14 protein-coding genes and 6 tRNA genes are annotated in these 17,288 nt (G+C 60.6%); 1 reads left to right on the plus strand and 19 read right to left on the minus strand.

Annotated features, from left to right (window positions below):
- Positions 1-282: 282 nt before the first annotated feature.
- Positions 283-2,427, minus strand: a complete 2,145-nt coding sequence (locus U0004_RS20460) for a TonB-dependent receptor (RefSeq protein WP_070254522.1) — start codon at positions 2,425-2,427, stop codon at positions 283-285.
- Between the two features lie 382 nt (positions 2,428-2,809).
- On the opposite strand from U0004_RS20460, the gene U0004_RS20465 reads away from it, so the two are divergent.
- Positions 2,810-4,516, plus strand: a complete 1,707-nt coding sequence (locus U0004_RS20465; protein WP_070254521.1) for a methyl-accepting chemotaxis protein — start codon at positions 2,810-2,812, stop codon at positions 4,514-4,516.
- A gap of 25 nt (positions 4,517-4,541) precedes the next feature.
- Here U0004_RS20465 and U0004_RS20470 read toward each other — a convergent pair whose 3' ends face one another.
- The 18 genes from U0004_RS20470 to lepA form a co-directional block, all read right to left on the minus strand.
- Positions 4,542-4,994, minus strand: a complete 453-nt coding sequence (locus tag U0004_RS20470; RefSeq protein ID WP_070254520.1) for a hypothetical protein — start codon at positions 4,992-4,994, stop codon at positions 4,542-4,544.
- Between the two features lie 33 nt (positions 4,995-5,027).
- On the minus strand, positions 5,028-6,515 hold the full coding sequence (locus tag U0004_RS20475) for a SulP family inorganic anion transporter (protein WP_070254519.1): 1,488 nt from the start codon (positions 6,513-6,515) through the stop codon (positions 5,028-5,030).
- Entirely contained in the window at positions 6,512-6,757 is a 246-nt protein-coding gene (locus U0004_RS20480) for a hypothetical protein (RefSeq protein WP_139144102.1), read from the minus strand. The genes U0004_RS20475 and U0004_RS20480 overlap by 4 nt, the downstream gene beginning before the upstream one ends.
- Before the next feature lie 38 nt (positions 6,758-6,795).
- Positions 6,796-6,869, minus strand: a tRNA-Cys gene (locus tag U0004_RS20485).
- A gap of 42 nt (positions 6,870-6,911) precedes the next feature.
- Positions 6,912-6,987: transfer RNA gene (locus U0004_RS20490), tRNA-Gly, on the minus strand.
- Between the two features lie 83 nt (positions 6,988-7,070).
- Positions 7,071-7,146: transfer RNA gene (locus U0004_RS20495), tRNA-Gly, on the minus strand.
- Positions 7,147-7,202: 56 nt separating this feature from the next.
- Positions 7,203-7,278, minus strand: a tRNA-Gly gene (locus U0004_RS20500).
- Positions 7,279-7,349: 71 nt separating this feature from the next.
- Positions 7,350-7,425: transfer RNA gene (locus U0004_RS20505), tRNA-Gly, on the minus strand.
- A gap of 92 nt (positions 7,426-7,517) precedes the next feature.
- Positions 7,518-7,593: transfer RNA gene (locus tag U0004_RS20510), tRNA-Gly, on the minus strand.
- Positions 7,594-7,698: 105 nt separating this feature from the next.
- Positions 7,699-8,283 (minus strand): CDP-diacylglycerol--glycerol-3-phosphate 3-phosphatidyltransferase, encoded by a 585-nt coding sequence (pgsA, locus tag U0004_RS20515; RefSeq protein WP_034749601.1) that lies wholly within the window; start codon positions 8,281-8,283, stop codon positions 7,699-7,701.
- Positions 8,284-8,478: 195 nt separating this feature from the next.
- Complete coding sequence (gene uvrC, locus U0004_RS20520; RefSeq protein WP_070255317.1) at positions 8,479-10,359, minus strand: excinuclease ABC subunit UvrC; 1,881 nt, start codon at positions 10,357-10,359, stop codon at positions 8,479-8,481.
- Positions 10,360-10,452: 93 nt separating this feature from the next.
- Positions 10,453-10,848, minus strand: a complete 396-nt coding sequence (acpS, locus tag U0004_RS20525) for a holo-ACP synthase (protein ID WP_034779219.1) — start codon at positions 10,846-10,848, stop codon at positions 10,453-10,455.
- A 14-nt stretch (positions 10,849-10,862) separates the two neighbouring features.
- Positions 10,863-11,624 (minus strand): pyridoxine 5'-phosphate synthase, encoded by a 762-nt coding sequence (gene pdxJ, locus U0004_RS20530; protein WP_070255320.1) that lies wholly within the window; start codon positions 11,622-11,624, stop codon positions 10,863-10,865.
- A 42-nt stretch (positions 11,625-11,666) separates the two neighbouring features.
- Positions 11,667-12,515, minus strand: coding sequence for a DNA repair protein RecO (gene recO, locus U0004_RS20535; RefSeq protein WP_070255323.1), 849 nt, complete (start codon positions 12,513-12,515; stop codon positions 11,667-11,669).
- 28 nt (positions 12,516-12,543) lie between these two features.
- Positions 12,544-13,446, minus strand: coding sequence for a GTPase Era (era, locus tag U0004_RS20540; protein ID WP_034749612.1), 903 nt, complete (start codon positions 13,444-13,446; stop codon positions 12,544-12,546).
- 1 nt (position 13,447) lies between these two features.
- Positions 13,448-14,263: a ribonuclease III gene (gene rnc, locus U0004_RS20545; RefSeq protein ID WP_034749615.1), complete on the minus strand. Its 816-nt coding sequence runs from the start codon at positions 14,261-14,263 to the stop codon at positions 13,448-13,450.
- Positions 14,264-14,355: 92 nt separating this feature from the next.
- Positions 14,356-15,273: a signal peptidase I gene (lepB, locus tag U0004_RS20550; RefSeq protein ID WP_034749618.1), complete on the minus strand. Its 918-nt coding sequence runs from the start codon at positions 15,271-15,273 to the stop codon at positions 14,356-14,358.
- A 3-nt stretch (positions 15,274-15,276) separates the two neighbouring features.
- Positions 15,277-17,067: a translation elongation factor 4 gene (lepA, locus tag U0004_RS20555; protein ID WP_034749621.1), complete on the minus strand. Its 1,791-nt coding sequence runs from the start codon at positions 17,065-17,067 to the stop codon at positions 15,277-15,279.
- Positions 17,068-17,288: the final 221 nt, after the last annotated feature.

A 17,288-nucleotide genomic window follows, 5' to 3' on the forward strand; every position in this document is an offset into this window, starting at 1 on the left:
CAGGCCTCTATGATGTGAGTAAATAAAAGTCATACGGCGTCGTGGTCGTGTCATATCACCAAGATATAAGCACCATGCCTGTGCCGTATGACAGTATTTTACCCCTCAAACTCCGACAAGGCTTAGTCCGCTGGAAAAAATTGCCTTTAGTCAACATTAATTTGACGATACCGAATATTCCCTCTAAACAATGCCAGCCTGCCTGGCACGCTTGCACATCGCTACCCACCATGAAAAAACCCGCTCGCGAGCGGGTTTGGGATGCGTCAGAAAAATGACAAATTACAAGCTGTAGCGCAAGGTCAGCGCCACGTTGCGCGGCGCGCCCGGCAAGCTCAGGTTCGGGCTGGAACCGTGGCCCGAGACGATGTAGCGCGTGTCGCCGATATTATTGACGTTCAGTTGCACTTCATAGCGACCCGTGCGGTAAGCGGCCATGGCGTCGGCCGTCACGTAGCCTGGCAGCACGACGGTGTTGCCCGGGTTGGCGAAGCGGCTGCCCACGGCATTCGCGCCGCCGCCCACGGTGAAGCCGTGGCCCAGGTCTTTCGTCAGCCACAGATTGGCCGTGTTGCGCGCCGTCAAGGTGGCGCGCTTGCCCTTGATGGCGACGGAACTGGCCGTCGTCGTGCCCGGCGCATTCACGCTGCGGTCGACGGCGATGGAATCGGTGATGGTGGCGTCCAGGTAAGCGTAGCCGGCCATCATCTTCCAGCCATCGTGCAAGTCGGCGTTGAAGGTCAGCTCCAGGCCGTCCGTGCGCTGCGTGCCGACGGGCACGATGCGGTTCGTGATCGGGTCGCTGGTCTTGATATTGTCGCGCTCCAGGCGGAACAGCGACACGGTGGCGTTGGCACGGCCACCCCACAGGTCATACTTGGCGCCCACTTCCGTGTTGCGCGTGGTTTCCGGCGCCAGGTCGGCATTGTTGGCGGCCAGGGCGAAGTTCTCGCCACTCGGCTGGAACGAGCGGCTCCACGACGCGTAGTACGATTGCACGGCGCTCGGTTGCCAGACGAGGCCGGCGCGGGGACTGTAGGCCGAATCCGTGCGCGACAAATCCGCCGTCGTCAGGCCGGCCGCATTGGCCAGGCGCGACTGCTGCTTGTAGCGGTCGTAGCGCAAGCCGGCCAGCGCCTTCCATTCGTCGCTGAAACTGATGGCGTCCTGCACGTAGGCGGCGGCCGTGTCATAGGTGCCGAAAGTATCGCTGCGCACGCCCAGCTTGCTGCGGTTGACCTGCGGCAGGACGGGGTTGAAGATCGATACATTCGTCGCCACCACGGTCGAAGCCCAGCTCGACGCATCCTTGTTTTGCTTGCCGAACTCGGCGCCGTACAGCACTGCATGGCGCAAGGTGCCCGTGACCAGCTTTTGCGTCAGTTCCGTCTGGTTAAACCAGCCGCTCTCGTCGCGGTTGAGCTTGGCGTGACCCAGGCTCATCGTGCCCTTGACTTCGTTGACGTTGCCGGAAATATTCGTGTTGTTGCGGTCCAGGTGGTAATCGTAGTAGCGGAAGGCATTGCGCAGCGACAGAGTATCGCTGAACTTGTGCGTCAGTGTCGCGGCCGTGGACACCACGCGCGACTGGCTGAAGTCCGCATCGCGGGCGTTGGCGGCGCCATAATAGGTGCCAGCATCGACGGCGACGGGACGGCCCTGGTAGGACGGAATGCCGAAGTCCGTCAGGCGGCGGTCTTCCAGGTAATCGCCCTGCAGCAGCAGTTTCGTCGCGCTCGACAAGCGGATGGCCACGGACGGGGCCAACGCCGTGCGGTTGATGAATTGCTGGTCGCGGTAGCTGTCCGACAATTCGCGCGCACCCGTGAAACGCCAGTCCACCGTCTCGCCGACACGGCCCACGTCGACTTCGCCGCGGCGCCCTTTTGTGTTCGTCAGGCTCAGGGCCACGTCCGTGATGTCCACGCCCGGCTTCTTGGTGATGCGATTGACCAGGCCACCCGAGGAACCGCGGCCGTACAGCACGGCGGCCGGCCCCTTGATCACTTCCAGGCGCTCCACATTCGACAGGTCGCGGAAGTACAGCGCGTCATCGCGGAAGCCGTCGACGAACTGGTCGCCGATGGCCGTGAAGCCGCGGATGAACACCTGGTCGCGCTGGCCGTCGCCCGTGGACAGGCCCACGCCGGGGATATTCTTCATGATGTCCTGGATCGACATGGCGTTCTGGTCGCGGATGACGGCGGCAGGCACCACGTTGATCGTCTGCGGCACGTCGCGCAAAGCCATTTCCGTCTTGGTGCCGCTGGCCGAGCTGGCGGCAACATAGCCATCCTTGTCCTTAGCCGCCGTCACGGTGACGGCGGGCAAACTTTCCTGCGCCCAGCTGGCCAGCGGAATGGCGCCCAAGGTCAAGGCGCCCAGTACGGCGATGGTGATCGGTTTGAATCCTGGCTTGCGCTGCATACAATTCCCTGTTCGATGTTTTAATACGAATGATTATCATTAGTATTTTATCAGGCGACCATGCGATAAGTCAGCACTTATGTAAGTGATAGTACTTATAGCGCAGGTACTTGATGTAAAAACACAACAGGAAATCAATATCAAAAAACAATTAAAATTGCTTTGAAAAACTATTTCCCTGCGTCAATGCTATACTTGCGGCTTGCTGGGCAGCGGTCAGCCTGACCGACATGCCCCTTGCTTCACCTCCATCGCCACGCTCAGCGTGGCGCGCCGCACAGCCATCACGCGGCACCCGAAGACCCCGATCCCCTGCGCCTTGCGGCGCCTGTCCGCCCCTGCTGGCGGCGGCGATCATGACTATTAAACTGTTAGGAATTACATGAAAAACCTGAACATCGGCAGCCGCCTTGGCGTCGGCTTTGCTGTCGTATTGCTGTTGCTTGCCGCCTTGACCATCACCGCCCTCGTGCGCATGCAAACGGCCAGCGACCTGACTTACCGCCTCATCAATACCAGCATCAAGAACCAGCGCATGGTGGCCGAATGGTCGAAGATCATTGAACTCAACAGCGTGCGCGGCGTCGCCTCGTTCGAGATCACCGATCCTGTCGTGCGCGCCAAGATCGAGGAAGACTTGAAAGTCGATGCGGAGCGTTCCAGCAAGCTGCAGGATGACATCATCGCGTCCTTGCTCAATCCTGCCGTGATCGAGCAATTCAAGGTCGTGCGCAAGGTCCGCACCGACTACGTGACGACGCGCGCGCGCGCCTTCAAGATGAAGGCCGACGGCGACGTGGCGGGCGCCAAGGTCGTGTTCGACAAGGAAGTGGCGCCGATCACCGTGGCCTACCTGGCCGAAGTCAAACGCTTTGCCAACATGCAGATCAAGGCCGCCGACGGCGTCGGCGCCAGCATCATCGAAGCCTACAGCGGCACCCGCATCTTCCTGATCACCATGGGCGTGCTGGCCGTGCTGATGGGCATCGGTTTCGCGTGGTGGATCACGCGCTCGATCACCGGCCCCATCCGCGCCGCCGTGAAAGTGGCGGAAACCGTGGCAGCTGGCGACCTCACCAGCACCATCACGGCCCAGGGCCGCGATGAAACGGGCCAGCTGATGCATGCCCTGAAAACCATGAACGACAGCCTGGTGGGCATCGTGGGCCAGGTGCGCAGCGGCACCGACACCATCGCCACGGCCTCCGCGGAAATCGCCGCCGGCAACCAGGACCTGTCGTCGCGCACGGAACAGCAAGCCAGTTCGCTGGAAGAAACGGCCTCGTCGATGGAAGAACTGACCTCGACCGTGAAACAGAACGCCGACAATGCGCGCCAGGCGAATAAACTGGCCGGCGACGCGGCCGGCATCGCCAGCCGCGGCGGCGCCGTGGTGGCCGAAGTGGTCGCCACCATGGGCGAAATCAATACCTCGTCGAAGAAAATCGTCGACATCATTTCCGTCATCGACGGCATCGCCTTCCAGACGAATATCCTGGCATTGAACGCGGCCGTGGAAGCGGCGCGCGCCGGCGAACAGGGCCGCGGCTTCGCCGTGGTGGCCACGGAAGTGCGCAACCTGGCGCAGCGCTCGGCAGCGGCGGCAAAAGAGATCAAGGGCTTGATCGACGACTCCGTGCAAAAGGTCGACGTGGGCACGGACCTGGTCGACAAGGCCGGCAAGACGATGGAAGAAATCGTGCAAAGCATCGGCTTTGTCACTTCCATCATGAGCGAGATCAGCAACGCCAGCGAAGAGCAGAGCGCGGGCATCGAGCAAGTCAACCAGGCCATTTCCGAAATGGACCAGGTAACCCAGCAAAATGCGGCCCTGGTGGAAGAAGCCTCGGCAGCGGCCGAAGCGATGCAGGAACAGGCGAGCGAACTGGCGCAGGTGGTCAGCGTCTTCCGCCTCGATGCCAATGCAGTAGCGACCGACCGTTTCAGCGTAAAAGCGGCACAGCGCAGCGCAACGCCGACTGCTGCCGCACCAGCCCGCAAGGCTTCGGCCCCTGCCCTGCGCCTGCCCGCGACGCGCGCCAGCAGCAAGGCCACTGCGCCGGCCGAAGGCGAGTGGGAAGAGTTTTAAATCTGTTTAAGCAAGCCGTGCGGCATCAAGCCGCACGGGCTTGCGCTTTGGCGATCAGCACCGCCAGCTCGCGCGGCACGGATTGCCCCAGAAATTCCAGCGCCAGCGCCTCCGGATCGATGGCGGCGTCCGCTGGCAAGCCATGCTCGAAGCCGCCCACCATGGTGCGGCAAAAATGCGGCGATTCCGCCCGCGTTTCCACATACCAGCAGCCCGCATGGCCTTGCACGAAGTATTCGCCGATAAAATAGCCGAGCATGGTTTTTACCCACTGCCAGCTCTCGTCGCGGATGACGATGGTGCGCATGGCCGCGTCGATATACGGCAGGTATTCGGCAGCGTTGGTCAGCACTTCGTGCGCCGGCTGGATGCCCAGGCGCTCGACGAAATTCACCAGCGAGGCGCCCAGCGCGTCATAGTAGGCGTCGAAGCCCGCCTGGCTTTGTTGCAACAATTGTTCTTGTTCGTTCGACAGCATTCATACTCCACAGACATTCAACAATCCCCTATTTTACGCCACTCCCACATCCACCCCGGCCCGCTGCAGCAAGGCCTGGTTGCGGGTGGACAGATGCGTCACCTGCAGATGCTTGCCCGCCTTGTCATAGCGTTCATACAAGGATTCGATGGCGGCAATGGCCGAGTGATCGGCCATGTGCAGGTGCCGGCAGTCAAGGATGACGCGGGCCGGGTCCGACGCTGGCTGGAACAGTTCCAGGAAATGCGTGGTGGAAGCAAAAAACAGCGTGCCATGCGGCAGGTACACGCGCACGCCGGCGCTGCTGTCATCGATATCGGCACGCATTTCACGCGCATGTTGCCAGGCAAAATTCAAGGCGGCGATGACGATGCCGCACAGCACGGCCATCGCCAGGTCCGTGAATACGGTAATGACCGTCACGGCAACGATCACCAGCGCATCCTGCAACGGCACCTTGCCCAGTACGCGCAAGGAACCCCAGGCAAACGTCTGCTGCGCCACGACGAACATCACGCCCACCAGGGCGGCCAGCGGGATGCGCTCGATCAGCGGCGACAGGAACAGGATGAACAGCAAAATCATCACGCCGGCCGTCACGCCCGACAGGCGCGAGCGGCCGCCCGAGCTCAGGTTGATCATCGTCTGCCCGATCATGGCGCAACCGCCCATGCCGCCAAACAGGCCCGAGACGACGTTCGAGGCGCCAAGGGCGATGCATTCGCGGTTCGGCTGGCCCCGCGTTTCAGTCATCTCATCGGTGAGATTAAAAGTGAGCAAAGTTTCCAGCAAGCCCACCATGGCCATCAGGGCTGCATATGGGAAAATGATATGCAAGGTCGCCATGTCCAGCGGCACGGTGGGCCAATGCAGGGCCGGCAGGCCGCCGGCGATATGCGCGAGGTCGCCCAGGGTGCGCGTGGGCAGGTGCAAGAAATGGCTGAGCACGCCCACGCCGAGGATGGCCACCAGCGCGGGAGGCACGGCCTTCGTGACGCGCGGCAGCACGTAGACGATGGCCATGGTCAGCGCCACCAGCGCGCCCATCACATACAAGGGCATGCCTTGCAGCCAGGTTTCGCCCTGCGGCGTGGCCTGGCGAAAGTGTTCCAGCTGGGCCATGGCGATGACGATGGCCAGGCCATTCACAAAGCCCAGCATCACCGGATAGGGCACCATGCGGATCAATTTCCCGAGGCGCAAGATGCCGAACAAGGCCATCAGGATGCCGCTCAGCACCACGGTGGCCAGCAGATACTGCACGCCATGCTGAGCCACCAGTGCCACGATGACGACGGCCATGGAGCCGGCGGCGCCGGAAATCATGCCGGGGCGTCCGCCAAAAATGGCCGTGAATGCGCAAATGATGAAGGCGCCATACAGGCCCATCAGGGGATTCAATTGCGCCACCAGGGCAAAGGCGATGCATTCAGGTACCAGGGCAAAGGAAGTGGTCAGGCCCGCCAGGACGTTCTTTTGCAGGTTCGAGAACCACTCATCCCGAAAAGTTGTGTTGATCATTGATGCGTATCCAAAGTCGGAACAGGAAAATGCCGGCCTGATGGACAATCATCAGGCACAGCCATACCAGCGGGCGTCACAAAAAAAGCTGCGCTGAGGTCGATCGGAGCAGGAAAGTCGTCAGTGACTACATCGGTATGGCGGAAAGGGGAAGTTTCATCAAGGCGCCAGGCGGCGCGGCTGAGCTTGCCGGCATTATACAAGATGCGCAGCCGGCAAAAGTCCGGCAAATGCGCGGACAAAAAAATAGCCCACTCGAAAGTGGGCTATTTTTTTCATCTGGAGGCGAGGACGGGAATCGAACCCGTCTAAACGGCTTTGCAGGCCGCTGCATAACCTCTTTGCTACCTCGCCAGAGGAACTGCTTGGATGGGCCTTGCGGCACACCTTGAAAACTGGAGCGGGAGAAGAGTCTCGAACTCTCGACCTCAACCTTGGCAAGGTTGCGCTCTACCAACTGAGCTACTCCCGCATTGGAGCTTGGATACTGCCTAATCGCGCCTGCTACTTCGGCGGATAAAAAAAGGAAGCCAGCTTAGCTTCCCTTTAGAATTCTGGAGCGGGAGAAGAGTCTCGAACTCTCGACCTCAACCTTGGCAAGGTTGCGCTCTACCAACTGAGCTACTCCCGCATTGGAGCTTCTATTTTCTGCTACTGCCATTCTTGCTGTACTACTTCAGCTTTCGCTGGAGCGGGAGAAGAGTCTCGAACTCTCGACCTCAACCTTGGCAAGGTTGCGCTCTACCAACTGAGCTACTCCCGCATACGAACCGCTATTTTACTGCTTTTTGCTACCGTTTACCAGTGCTGCTTTACTGCTGATCCAGCATTCACTGGAGCGGGAGAAGAGTCTCGAACTCTCGACCTCAACCTTGGCAAGGTTGCGCTCTACCAACTGAGCTACTCCCGCAGTGGACAACATTGTATCAGAAGCTCTACTACATCGCCAGTACTACTTTTTACTGCAGTCGCTGTTTTTACCTATGACACGATCCAGAAAACTGGAGCGGGAGAAGAGTCTCGAACTCTCGACCTCAACCTTGGCAAGGTTGCGCTCTACCAACTGAGCTACTCCCGCGTCATCAACAACAGGCCAGCATTATAGAGGGATTACAGGGGCTGTCAACGGGCAATATCTGGTGTTTTGCAAAATATTCCGCACAAAGCAGCCGCCTGCCTATTCTTAGTGCAAATTTCCCGCTTTTTCTTTAATCAGCGGCCATGCCAGACGCAAATAATAGAACATCGACCACACCGTCAGCACGCAGGCGATCCACAGCAGCTTCTCGCCCCACACGTGCGTGTCGATCGCGCCAAAGATCACTTCGTGGTACAGCAGCAGGGGAATGGCCGTCATTTGCGCGGCCGTCTTGATCTTGCCGATCGAGCTGACGGCCACCGATTTCGATGCACCGATCTGCGCCATCCATTCGCGCAACGCGGAAATCGTGATTTCGCGGCCGATGATGATGAAGGCCAGCACGGCATTCACACGGTCCAGCTGCACCAGCACCAGCAAGGCGCCCGCCACCATCAGCTTGTCGGCGACCGGGTCGAGGAAGGCGCCGAAGGCCGAGGTCTGGTTCCAGCGCCGCGCGAGGAAACCATCAAACCAGTCGGTGACGGCGGCAACAATGAAGACCAGGGTGGCAACCAGGTTCTGGTCGCCATGCAGCAGCATCGACGGCGGCAAATAAAACACGCCGACGACGAGCGGTATCAGGGCCACGCGCAGCCAGGTCAAAAGGATGGGAATATTAAAAGGCATAAGAGAGCAATCGGCCGACGGGTAAATTGAACATGAGGAAAGCGTGAAGAAAGCGCCACTAGTCTACATGGCCCCAGGGTATTAGCCTAGTCCGGTTGCCGCGGCACCGGACCAGGCCGTCATAGAACCCTCACAAAACCGTAGCGAGCGGCAGTGAGTTGCGACCGAGAAGCGCAGTAGGTTTGGTTAGGAGTTCTAATGCAGCTGCTTGTAAATCTCTTCTGCCAGCTGCGTGGAAATCCCCTCCACCGACATCAGATCCTCGATGCTGGCGTCGACCACGCCGCGCAAGCCGCCAAAGCGCGACAGCAGTTTCTGGCGGCGCTTGGCGCCGATGCCCTCGATCTCTTCCAGGCGCGACGTCTGGCGCGTCTTGGCGCGCTTGGCGCGCATGCCGGTGATGGCGAAGCGGTGCGCCTCGTCGCGGATTTGCGCGATCAGCATCAGAGCCGCCGATTCCTTGCCCAGTTCCTGCGCCGCGCGGCCATCGACGAACAGCAGGGTTTCCAGGCCCACCTTGCGCCCCTCCCCCTTGGCCACGCCGACAATCAAGCTGATATCGAGTCCCAGCTCGGCAAACACCTGGCGCGCCATTTCGATCTGCCCCTTGCCGCCGTCGATCAAGACCACGTCGGGCATCACGCCATCGCCATTCGCCACTTTCTCGTAACGGCGCATGAGGACCTGGCGCATGGCCGCGTAATCGTCGCCGGGCGTGATGTCATTGATGTTGTAGCGCCGGTATTCGCCATTCTGCATGGCGTGATGGTGGAACACGACGCACGACGCCTGCGTCGCCTCGCCCTGCGTGTGGCTGATGTCGAAACACTCCACGCGCAGGCTGTCGAGGTCTTCCGTTTCCAGGCGCAGCGCTTCGGCCAGCGCGCGCGTGCGCGACTGCTGCGAACCCTGCTCGGACAACAAGCGCGCCAGCGAAATCTCGGCGCCCTTCTGCGCCATTTCCAGCCACTGGCGGCGCTGCCCCTGCGGCTGGAAGATCAGGTTGATGCGGTGGCCACACTGCTCCATCAGCGCCACCATCAGGGCTGGCTGGTCGAATTCGATATTCAGGATCAGGGTGCCGGGAATGAATTTTTCCGTGTAGTGCTGGGCCAGGAAGGCGGCCAGCACTTCCACCTCGATCGGCTCCTCGGCAATCGCCGCCGCATCGCTGAGCTGGCTGGGGAAATAAGCGCGGTCGCCCAGATGGCGTCCGCCGCGTACCATGGCCAGGTTGACGCAGGCGCGCCCGCCCTGCACCAGCACGGCGAGAATGTCGACATCGGCGTCACCCGTCGTCTCCATGCTTTGTTGGTGCAGCACGCGCGACAGCGAGGCGATCTGGTTGCGCACCACCACGGCCTGCTCGAATTTTAATTCAGCGGCAAACGCGTGCATCTTCTTTTCCAGGTCGGCCAGCACTTCGCTCTGGCGCCCGCGCAGGAAGCGCGCCGCGTTTTCCACGTCGTTCTTGTAGTCTTCCTTGCTGATCAGGTCCACACAGGGCGCACTGCAGCGGCCGATCTGGTGCAGCAGGCAGGGACGGGTGCGGTTCGCATACACGCTGTCCTCGCAGGTACGGATCAGGAACACCTTTTGCAGGATCTGCATCGATTCCTTGACGGCCCAGGAACTGGGGAACGGCCCGAAATACTGGTTTTTCTTGTCCACCGCGCCCCGGTAATACACCATGCGCGGCGCATCGCCATTCGTGATCTTCAGATACGGATACGACTTGTCGTCGCGGAACAGGATGTTGTAGCGCGGCTGCAGCGCCTTGATCAGGTTGTTTTCCAGGATCAATGCTTCCGCTTCGCTGTGCGTGACCGTCGTTTCCAGGCGCGCGATGCGCTCGACCATCATGGCGATGCGGGGACTGGCCAGGTTCTTCTGGAAGTAGCTGGAGACGCGTTTTTTCAGGTCGCGCGCCTTGCCGACATACAGCACCTTGTCGGCGGCGTCGAAATAGCGGTACACGCCGGGCAAATTCGGCAGCTTGGCGACGGTCGCCAGCACCTGCGCGCGCGGGTCGGGTGGCGTTTCCGCGGAATTGAGGTCGGGTATTGCTTCAGTCATTGCTGGCTCTTAAATGGGGTCAGACCCGCCGGGGGAATACGTCCCGGTGGGACGCATTCCGATCGAAAAGACTGACCCCAGCAGTCGTCTGCATTACGGCGCTTGCTCCACAATCACAAACGCCACGGCATATTCTTCCTCGTCGCTGATGGTCACTTGCGCGCTCAGGCGATTTTTCTCCATGAACTGCGCCAGCACGCCACTGCAGACGATCATCGGCTTGCCGCTGGGGTGGTTCAGCATCTGCGCGGCGGGCCAGGTCATCGGCATGCGCAAGCCCAGGCCGATGGCCTTGGAAAACGCTTCCTTTGCCGCGAAGCGCGTGGCAAGGAAGCGCACGCCGCGCGCGGCATTCTTGGCGCTGCGGGCGCGGAATTTTTCCAGCTCCTGCGGCCCCAGTATCTTTTTCGCGAAACGCTCGCCGTGCCGCGCCAGGGCCGCCTCGATGCGGGGTATCTTGCAGATATCGGTACCGATGCCGTAGATCATGCCCTACTCCCGTGTCAAGCCCTGTGACCGAGGCGCGTGGCCACCATGATGGCCTTCATTTCGCGCACGGCGTTTTCCCAGCCGACAAACACGGCATGCGCGACGATGGCGTGGCCGATGTTCAGCTCAGCAATATCGGGAATGGCGGCGATGGCCTGCACATTGGTGTAATGCAAGCCGTGACCCGCGTTGACTTTCAAGCCGCAGCCCACGCCAAACAGCACGCCCGCCTTGATGCGCTCCAGTTCCGCCAGCTGCTCGGCGCCTTGCGTATCGGCATAGCGCCCCGTGTGCAGCTCGATCACGGGCGCGCCGAGCTCGGCGGCGGCAGCGATCTGCTGCTCGTCCGCATCGATGAACAGGCTCACGCGGATGCCCTCGCCTTGCAATTGTTGCACCGCCGCCTGCACTTCCTTGAAGTAGCGCACCACGTCCAGGCCCCCTTCGGTCGTCACCTCCGTGCGCTTTTCCGGCACCAGGCAGACGTCCGCCGGCTTGATGCGGCAGGCGAAATCGATCATCTCGGCCGTGACAGCCGCTTCCAGGTTCATGCGCGTCAGTAATTGCGGCGCGATGGCGATCACGTCCGCATCCTTGATGTGACGGCGGTCTTCGCGCAAATGCAGGGTGATGGCGTCGGCGCCGGCCTGTTCGGCCAGCAGGGCCGCGCGGATCGGGTCCGGATACGCGGTGCCGCGCGCATTGCGCAAGGTGGCCACGTGGTCGATATTGACGCCCAGGTCGATGACGGGGCCGGAAGGCTGCAAAAAGCTCATATAAATGGTATCCGTAAAGTGCTGTCCTGCTGCAAACTTCAGCTACAGCTGCATTAAATCAATCAGTATCTGGCGCGTGTTCAAGGTGGCGCCGCCCAGTTGATGGGCCAGCAAAAAGCGCATCAACAGCTTGCTTTGCGCCTGCGTGGCCACGTCAAGATAATCTTCGCGCTCCATGTCGAGCAGGGTCTTGCCCGTGATCCTGGGCCAAGCGTCGGCGGCGCGCGCCGGGCGCGGCCCCCGTTCCGGGTCGACCACGTACACCTGCCCCGCCTCGACGGCATGGCGCGTGCCCGTGCAGCGCGTCAGGTCGGCCGCCACGCCCGTTTCCTTGAGCAGGGCGCGCTCGAACTTGCGCAGCACGATGGGCGGCGGCTCATTGTGCGCCAGTTGATTCAAGGTAGCAACGTAGTGGTCGAACAGGACGGGATGCGGATCGTCGCGCGCGAGCAATTTGACCAGCAATTCGTTCAAATAAAAGCCGCACAACAAGGCGGTCTTTTCCAACGGCAACATGCCACCCACCCATTCCGCACCGGTGAGGATGCGCAGCTCGGACTTGCCCGTCCAGCCCGCTTGCAGCGGCTGGAACGTCTGCAGCACGCCGCGCAACTGCGAATGGGGCCGCTTGGCGCCCTTGGCAACGAGCGCGATGCGGCCATACTCGCGCGTAAACACGTCGACGATGAGGCTGGTTTCTTTATGTGGGTAGCTGTGCAGCACAAAGGCTGGCTGGCCCGTGATGCGGCCGTCGCGCGTGGGCGGACGGCTGCGCCGGGGTGCTGTGGGAGGTACGGCCGGCGGCGCGATGGCCACCGGCGCGGGGACAGGTGCGGAAACAGCAGGTGAAGCTGGCGCAGGATGCTGCAGCGCTGGCGTGGTGGTGCTCATGCGTGTGGCGTCGCCCCCGGGTTGCGGATTACTCGTAGCCGTAGGCGCGCAAGCCCGCCTCGTTGTCGGCCCAGCCCGACTTGACCTTGACCCAGATTTCCAGGTACACGGGACCGCCGAACAGCTTTTCCATATCCAGGCGGGCCTGGGTGGAGACTTCCTTCAGGCGCGCGCCCTTGTTGCCGATAATCATGGACTTGTGCGTGTCGCGCTCGACCAGGATGGCGGCAAACACGCGGCGCAGATCGCCTTCCTGCTCGAATTTCTCGATCAGCACGGTGCTCGTGTACGGCAGTTCGTCGCCCACGAAACGGAAGAGTTTTTCGCGCACGATTTCCGAGGCGAGGAATTTCTCGCTGCGGTCCGTGATGTCGTCCGGGCCAAAGATGGGCTGGTTTTCCGGCAAGAAGCGCTTGATTTCGTTCTGCAAGCCTTCCAGCTGGAAGTGCAGCTTGGCGGAAACAGGCACGATGGCGGCGAAGTCGCGCATGGCGGCGATCTTTTGCGCGAACGGCAGCAGTACGGCCTTGTCCTTCACGCGGTCGGATTTATTGATGACGAGGATGCATGGCACTTCCTTCGGCAACAGGTCCATCACTTGCTGGTCGGCCGGGCCGAACGTGCCCGCTTCGATCACGTACAGGATGACGTCCGAGGAAATCAGGGTGTTAGTGACGGTCTTGTTCAGCGTCTTGTTCAGCGCGTTCGAGTGGCGCGTCTGGAAACCTGGCGTGTCGACGTAGATGAACTGCGCATCCGGCACCGTCTGGATGCCCGTGATGCGGTGGCGCGTGGTTTGCGCCTTGCGCGAAGTGATGCTGACCTTCGCGCCGATCAGCACGTTCATCAGGGTCGATTTGCCCACGTTGGGGCGGCCCACGATGGCGATATAGCCACAGCGGAAGTTGTCGGGCATTTTGGTGGCTGTCATGCTAGTGTCGATTCTGTTTAGTGTGAGCGGCGATCGCCGGGGCTGCAGGAGCTTGCGCGTCGTCGCTCTGGATGGTGGCAATGCCGGCCAGCTTGAGCTGGGCGGCGCGCGGTTTGGGCTTGCGGCTGGCGGCAGGCGACTTCAACAGCGCCTGCTCGGCCACGTCCAGCGCCAGTTTGGCGGCGGCTTGCTCACCGGCGCGGCGGCTTCCGCCACGGCCGTAGACCTGGATGTTCAATTTCGGCACCAGGCATTCGATCTCGAATTCCTGGCTGTGGGCGGCGCCGTGGGTGGCCACCACGTTGTACTGTGGCAGCGAAATTTTCTTGCTTTGCAAAAACTCCTGCAGCAGGGTCTTGGCATCCTTGCCCAGGGTTTGCGGATCGACCGAATCGAGGATAGGGATGTAGAAGGCGCGTATCACCGTGCTGGCGGCATCGAAGCCCGTGTCGAGGAAAATCGCGCCCAGCAAGGCTTCCAGGGTGTCGGCGAGGATCGATGGACGGCGGAAGCCGCCCGATTTGAGTTCGCCTTCGCCCAGGCGCAGGAATTGCGACAGTTCCAGCTTTTGCGCGATTTCATACAGCGACTGCTGCTTGACCAGATTGGCGCGCAGGCGCGACAGGTCGCCCTCGTCGATGGACTTGAAGCGCTCGTACAGGATGGAAGCGACCACGCAGTTGAGGATGGAGTCGCCGAGGAATTCCAGCCGCTCGTTATGCAAACTGCTGTGGCTACGATGCGTCAAGGCTTGCTGCAACAGGCCAGCATCCTGGAACGTATAGCCTAAACGGGTTTGCAATAGCTGAAGATTCATTGTTGTTTCTGTGTCATCTGAGTAATTCGGCTGGCCGCCACGCGGGGAATCGGCGCGGCAGCCATGGCCGGTCCTTTACAGACCAGACCGGCTTAGTGTATGCCGCCCACGCGTTTCGGATTGCTGAAGTTCATCCACACCAGGAAAGCCTTGCCGACGATGTTCTCGTTCGGCACGAAGCCCCAGTAGCGGCTGTCCGCACTGTTGTCGCGGTTGTCGCCCATCATGAAGTAATTGCCTTGTGGCACTACACACGTAAAACCGTCTTCGTTGTAGTTGCACGCATCCTTGTGCGGGAAATCCTTCACTTCGCGCAAGTTCAACGTTGGAGCAGGCTCGTCGTTGAGGATGCGGTGGCTCACGCCCGTCAGGTTTTCTTCCAGCTGCTTGTGGTAGACCGTGCTTTCATCGTCCAGGTAGTCGTCCAGCGGCGTGTAGGCGACTTCCTTGCCGTTGACCGTCAAGCGCTTGTTTTCATAGGTGATTTTATCACCGGGCACACCGATCACGCGCTTGATATAGTCTTGCGACATATCTTTCGGATACTTGAACACCATCACGTCGCCGCGCTGCGGATCGTTGACTTCAATGATGCGCTTGTTGACGATCGGCAAACGGATACCATAGGTGAACTTGTTCACCAGGATCAGGTCGCCCACCAGCAAGGTCGGCACCATCGAGCTCGACGGGATCTTGAATGGCTCGTACAGGAACGAGCGCAGGCAGAACACGAGCGCGATGACGGGGAAGAAGCTGCCCGAATACTCGACCCAGGTCGGCTGGCGCAACAGGGCCGCCTCGATGCTGGCGCGGCTGCCGCCCGCATCGGACTTGATGCCCTCGGCGGCCAGCTTGGACTGGCGTGCGTCGAACTCGGCCAGGGCGCGGTCGGCCGCCTTGCGGCGCTGCTTGGACAGATAAAACACATCCAGGCACCAGACCAGGCCCGTCAACACCATCAGCACGAACAGGATTAAAGCGAAATTTCCTAAAATCACTTGCAGGTTCATTGATTAACCATCCACTTGTAAAATTGCCAGGAATGCCTCTTGCGGGATCTCCACGGAACCCACTTGCTTCATGCGTTTCTTACCCGCTTTTTGTTTTTCCAGCAATTTTTTCTTGCGGCTGATATCGCCGCCATAGCATTTGGCCAGCACGTTCTTGCGCAAGGCTTTCACGTTCTCGCGCGAAATGATGTTGGCGCCGATGGTCGCTTGAATGGCCACGTCGAACATCTGGCGCGGGATCAGTTCACGCATCTTGGCAGCCACCTGGCGGCCACGGTACTGGCTGTTCGAACGGTGGACGATAATCGCCAGCGCATCGACTTTTTCGCTGTTGATCAGCATGTCGACCTTGACCACGTCGGCCGCGCGGTATTCCTTGAACTCGTAATCCATCGAGGCATAGCCGCGCGACGTCGACTTCAGGCGGTCGAAGAAGTCCAGCACGATTTCGGCCATCGGCATTTCATACACGAGCTTGACCTGGCGGCCGTGGTAGCTCATGTCCATCTGGATGCCGCGCTTGCCGATACACAGGGTGATCACGGAGCCCACGTATTCCTGCGGCATGTACAGATTGACCGTGACGATAGGCTCGCGCACTTCCTCGATGCGCGACGGATCGGGCATCTTCGATGGATTGTCGACGTTGATCATGGTGCCGTCGCGCTGGATCACTTCATACACCACGGTTGGCGCCGTCGTGATCAGATCCATGTCGAATTCGCGCTCGAGGCGTTCCTGCACGATTTCCATGTGCAGCAAACCCAGGAAACCGCAGCGGAAGCCGAAGCCCAGCGCCTGCGACACTTCCGGCTCGTACATCAGGGCCGCGTCATTCAGTTTCAGCTTTTCCAGCGAGTCGCGCAGCGCGTCATACTGATTCGCTTCCACGGGGAACAGGCCGGCGAACACTTGCGGCTGCACTTCCTTGAAGCCGGGCAATGGCGCGGCGGCAGGACGGTTGGCCAGGGTGACGGTATCGCCCACTTTCGCCGCTTTCAATTCCTTGATGCCGGCGATGATGAAGCCCACCTGGCCTGCCGACAATTGCGGCAAGGATTGCGAACGGGGCGAAAACACGCCGATGTCTTCCACCAGCTGCACCGAATCGGTGGCCATCAGGCGGATCTTGTCTTTTGGTTTCAGGGTGCCGTTGATGACGCGCACCAGCATGACCACGCCCACATAGGCGTCATACCAGGAGTCGACAATCAGCGCCTGCAGCGGCGCATCGGGGTCGCCCTTCGGTGGCGGCACCTTGACGATCAGCTGCTCGAGCACGTCCAGCACGCCGAAGCCCGTCTTGGCCGAGCAATGCACGGCGTCGCCCGCGTCGATGCCGATCACGTCTTCGATCTCGGCAATGGCGCTCGGAGGATCCGCGTTCGGCAAGTCGATCTTGTTCAGGACGGGCACCACTTCCACGCCCAGGTCCAGCGCCGTGTAGCAGTTGGCGACCGTTTGCGCTTCCACGCCTTGCGACGCGTCAACAACCAGCAGCGCGCCTTCGCACGCCGACAGCGAGCGCGACACTTCATAGCTGAAGTCGACGTGGCCTGGCGTATCGATCAGGTTCAGATTGTAGATCTGGCCATCGCGCGCCTTGTAGTGCAAGGCCGCCGTTTGCGCCTTGATGGTAATGCCGCGCTCGCGCTCCAGATCCATCGAATCGAGCACCTGCGCCTCCATCTCGCGGTCGGACAAGCCGCCGCACAATTGAATGATGCGGTCAGCCAGGGTCGATTTACCGTGGTCAATATGGGCGATGATGGAGAAATTGCGTATGTTGTTCATTAACTAATATAAGTGCGAAGTTGACGACACTGCTTTAACAGGAATCATGGGGATCATGCTCGGGCCAAACAGGGCCAAAACCGGGCGCCCCACTCATGATGAAAAAAAGCGCTCCGAGCAGGACATCTGCATGCCCAGGCGAGCGCTTTTGAAGCGACAGAAGCTGCTGCCTCGGACAGTAGCTTTTTCGACCTCCCCATTTTACCGGATTTCAGAGTAGA

This window comes from Janthinobacterium lividum (assembly GCF_034424625.1).
GTDB lineage: Bacteria > Pseudomonadota > Gammaproteobacteria > Burkholderiales > Burkholderiaceae_D > Janthinobacterium > Janthinobacterium lividum.

What these genes read in the sequence shown, in the direction of transcription:
- U0004_RS20460 (WP_070254522.1), bottom strand. Translation starts at nt 2,427, where the DNA reads ATGCAGCGCAAGCCAGGATTCAAACCGATCACCATCGCCGTACTGGGC.
- U0004_RS20465 (WP_070254521.1), top strand. Translation starts at nt 2,810, where the DNA reads ATGAAAAACCTGAACATCGGCAGCCGCCTTGGCGTCGGCTTTGCTGTC.
- U0004_RS20470 (WP_070254520.1), bottom strand. Translation starts at nt 4,994, where the DNA reads ATGCTGTCGAACGAACAAGAACAATTGTTGCAACAAAGCCAGGCGGGC.
- U0004_RS20475 (WP_070254519.1), bottom strand. Translation starts at nt 6,515, where the DNA reads ATGATCAACACAACTTTTCGGGATGAGTGGTTCTCGAACCTGCAAAAG.
- pgsA (WP_034749601.1), bottom strand. Translation starts at nt 8,283, where the DNA reads ATGCCTTTTAATATTCCCATCCTTTTGACCTGGCTGCGCGTGGCCCTG.
- uvrC (WP_070255317.1), bottom strand. Translation starts at nt 10,359, where the DNA reads ATGACTGAAGCAATACCCGACCTCAATTCCGCGGAAACGCCACCCGAC.
- acpS (WP_034779219.1), bottom strand. Translation starts at nt 10,848, where the DNA reads ATGATCTACGGCATCGGTACCGATATCTGCAAGATACCCCGCATCGAG.
- pdxJ (WP_070255320.1), bottom strand. Translation starts at nt 11,624, where the DNA reads ATGAGCTTTTTGCAGCCTTCCGGCCCCGTCATCGACCTGGGCGTCAAT.
- recO (WP_070255323.1), bottom strand. Translation starts at nt 12,515, where the DNA reads ATGAGCACCACCACGCCAGCGCTGCAGCATCCTGCGCCAGCTTCACCT.
- era (WP_034749612.1), bottom strand. Translation starts at nt 13,446, where the DNA reads ATGACAGCCACCAAAATGCCCGACAACTTCCGCTGTGGCTATATCGCC.
- rnc (WP_034749615.1), bottom strand. Translation starts at nt 14,263, where the DNA reads ATGAATCTTCAGCTATTGCAAACCCGTTTAGGCTATACGTTCCAGGAT.
- lepB (WP_034749618.1), bottom strand. Translation starts at nt 15,273, where the DNA reads ATGAACCTGCAAGTGATTTTAGGAAATTTCGCTTTAATCCTGTTCGTG.
- lepA (WP_034749621.1), bottom strand. Translation starts at nt 17,067, where the DNA reads ATGAACAACATACGCAATTTCTCCATCATCGCCCATATTGACCACGGT.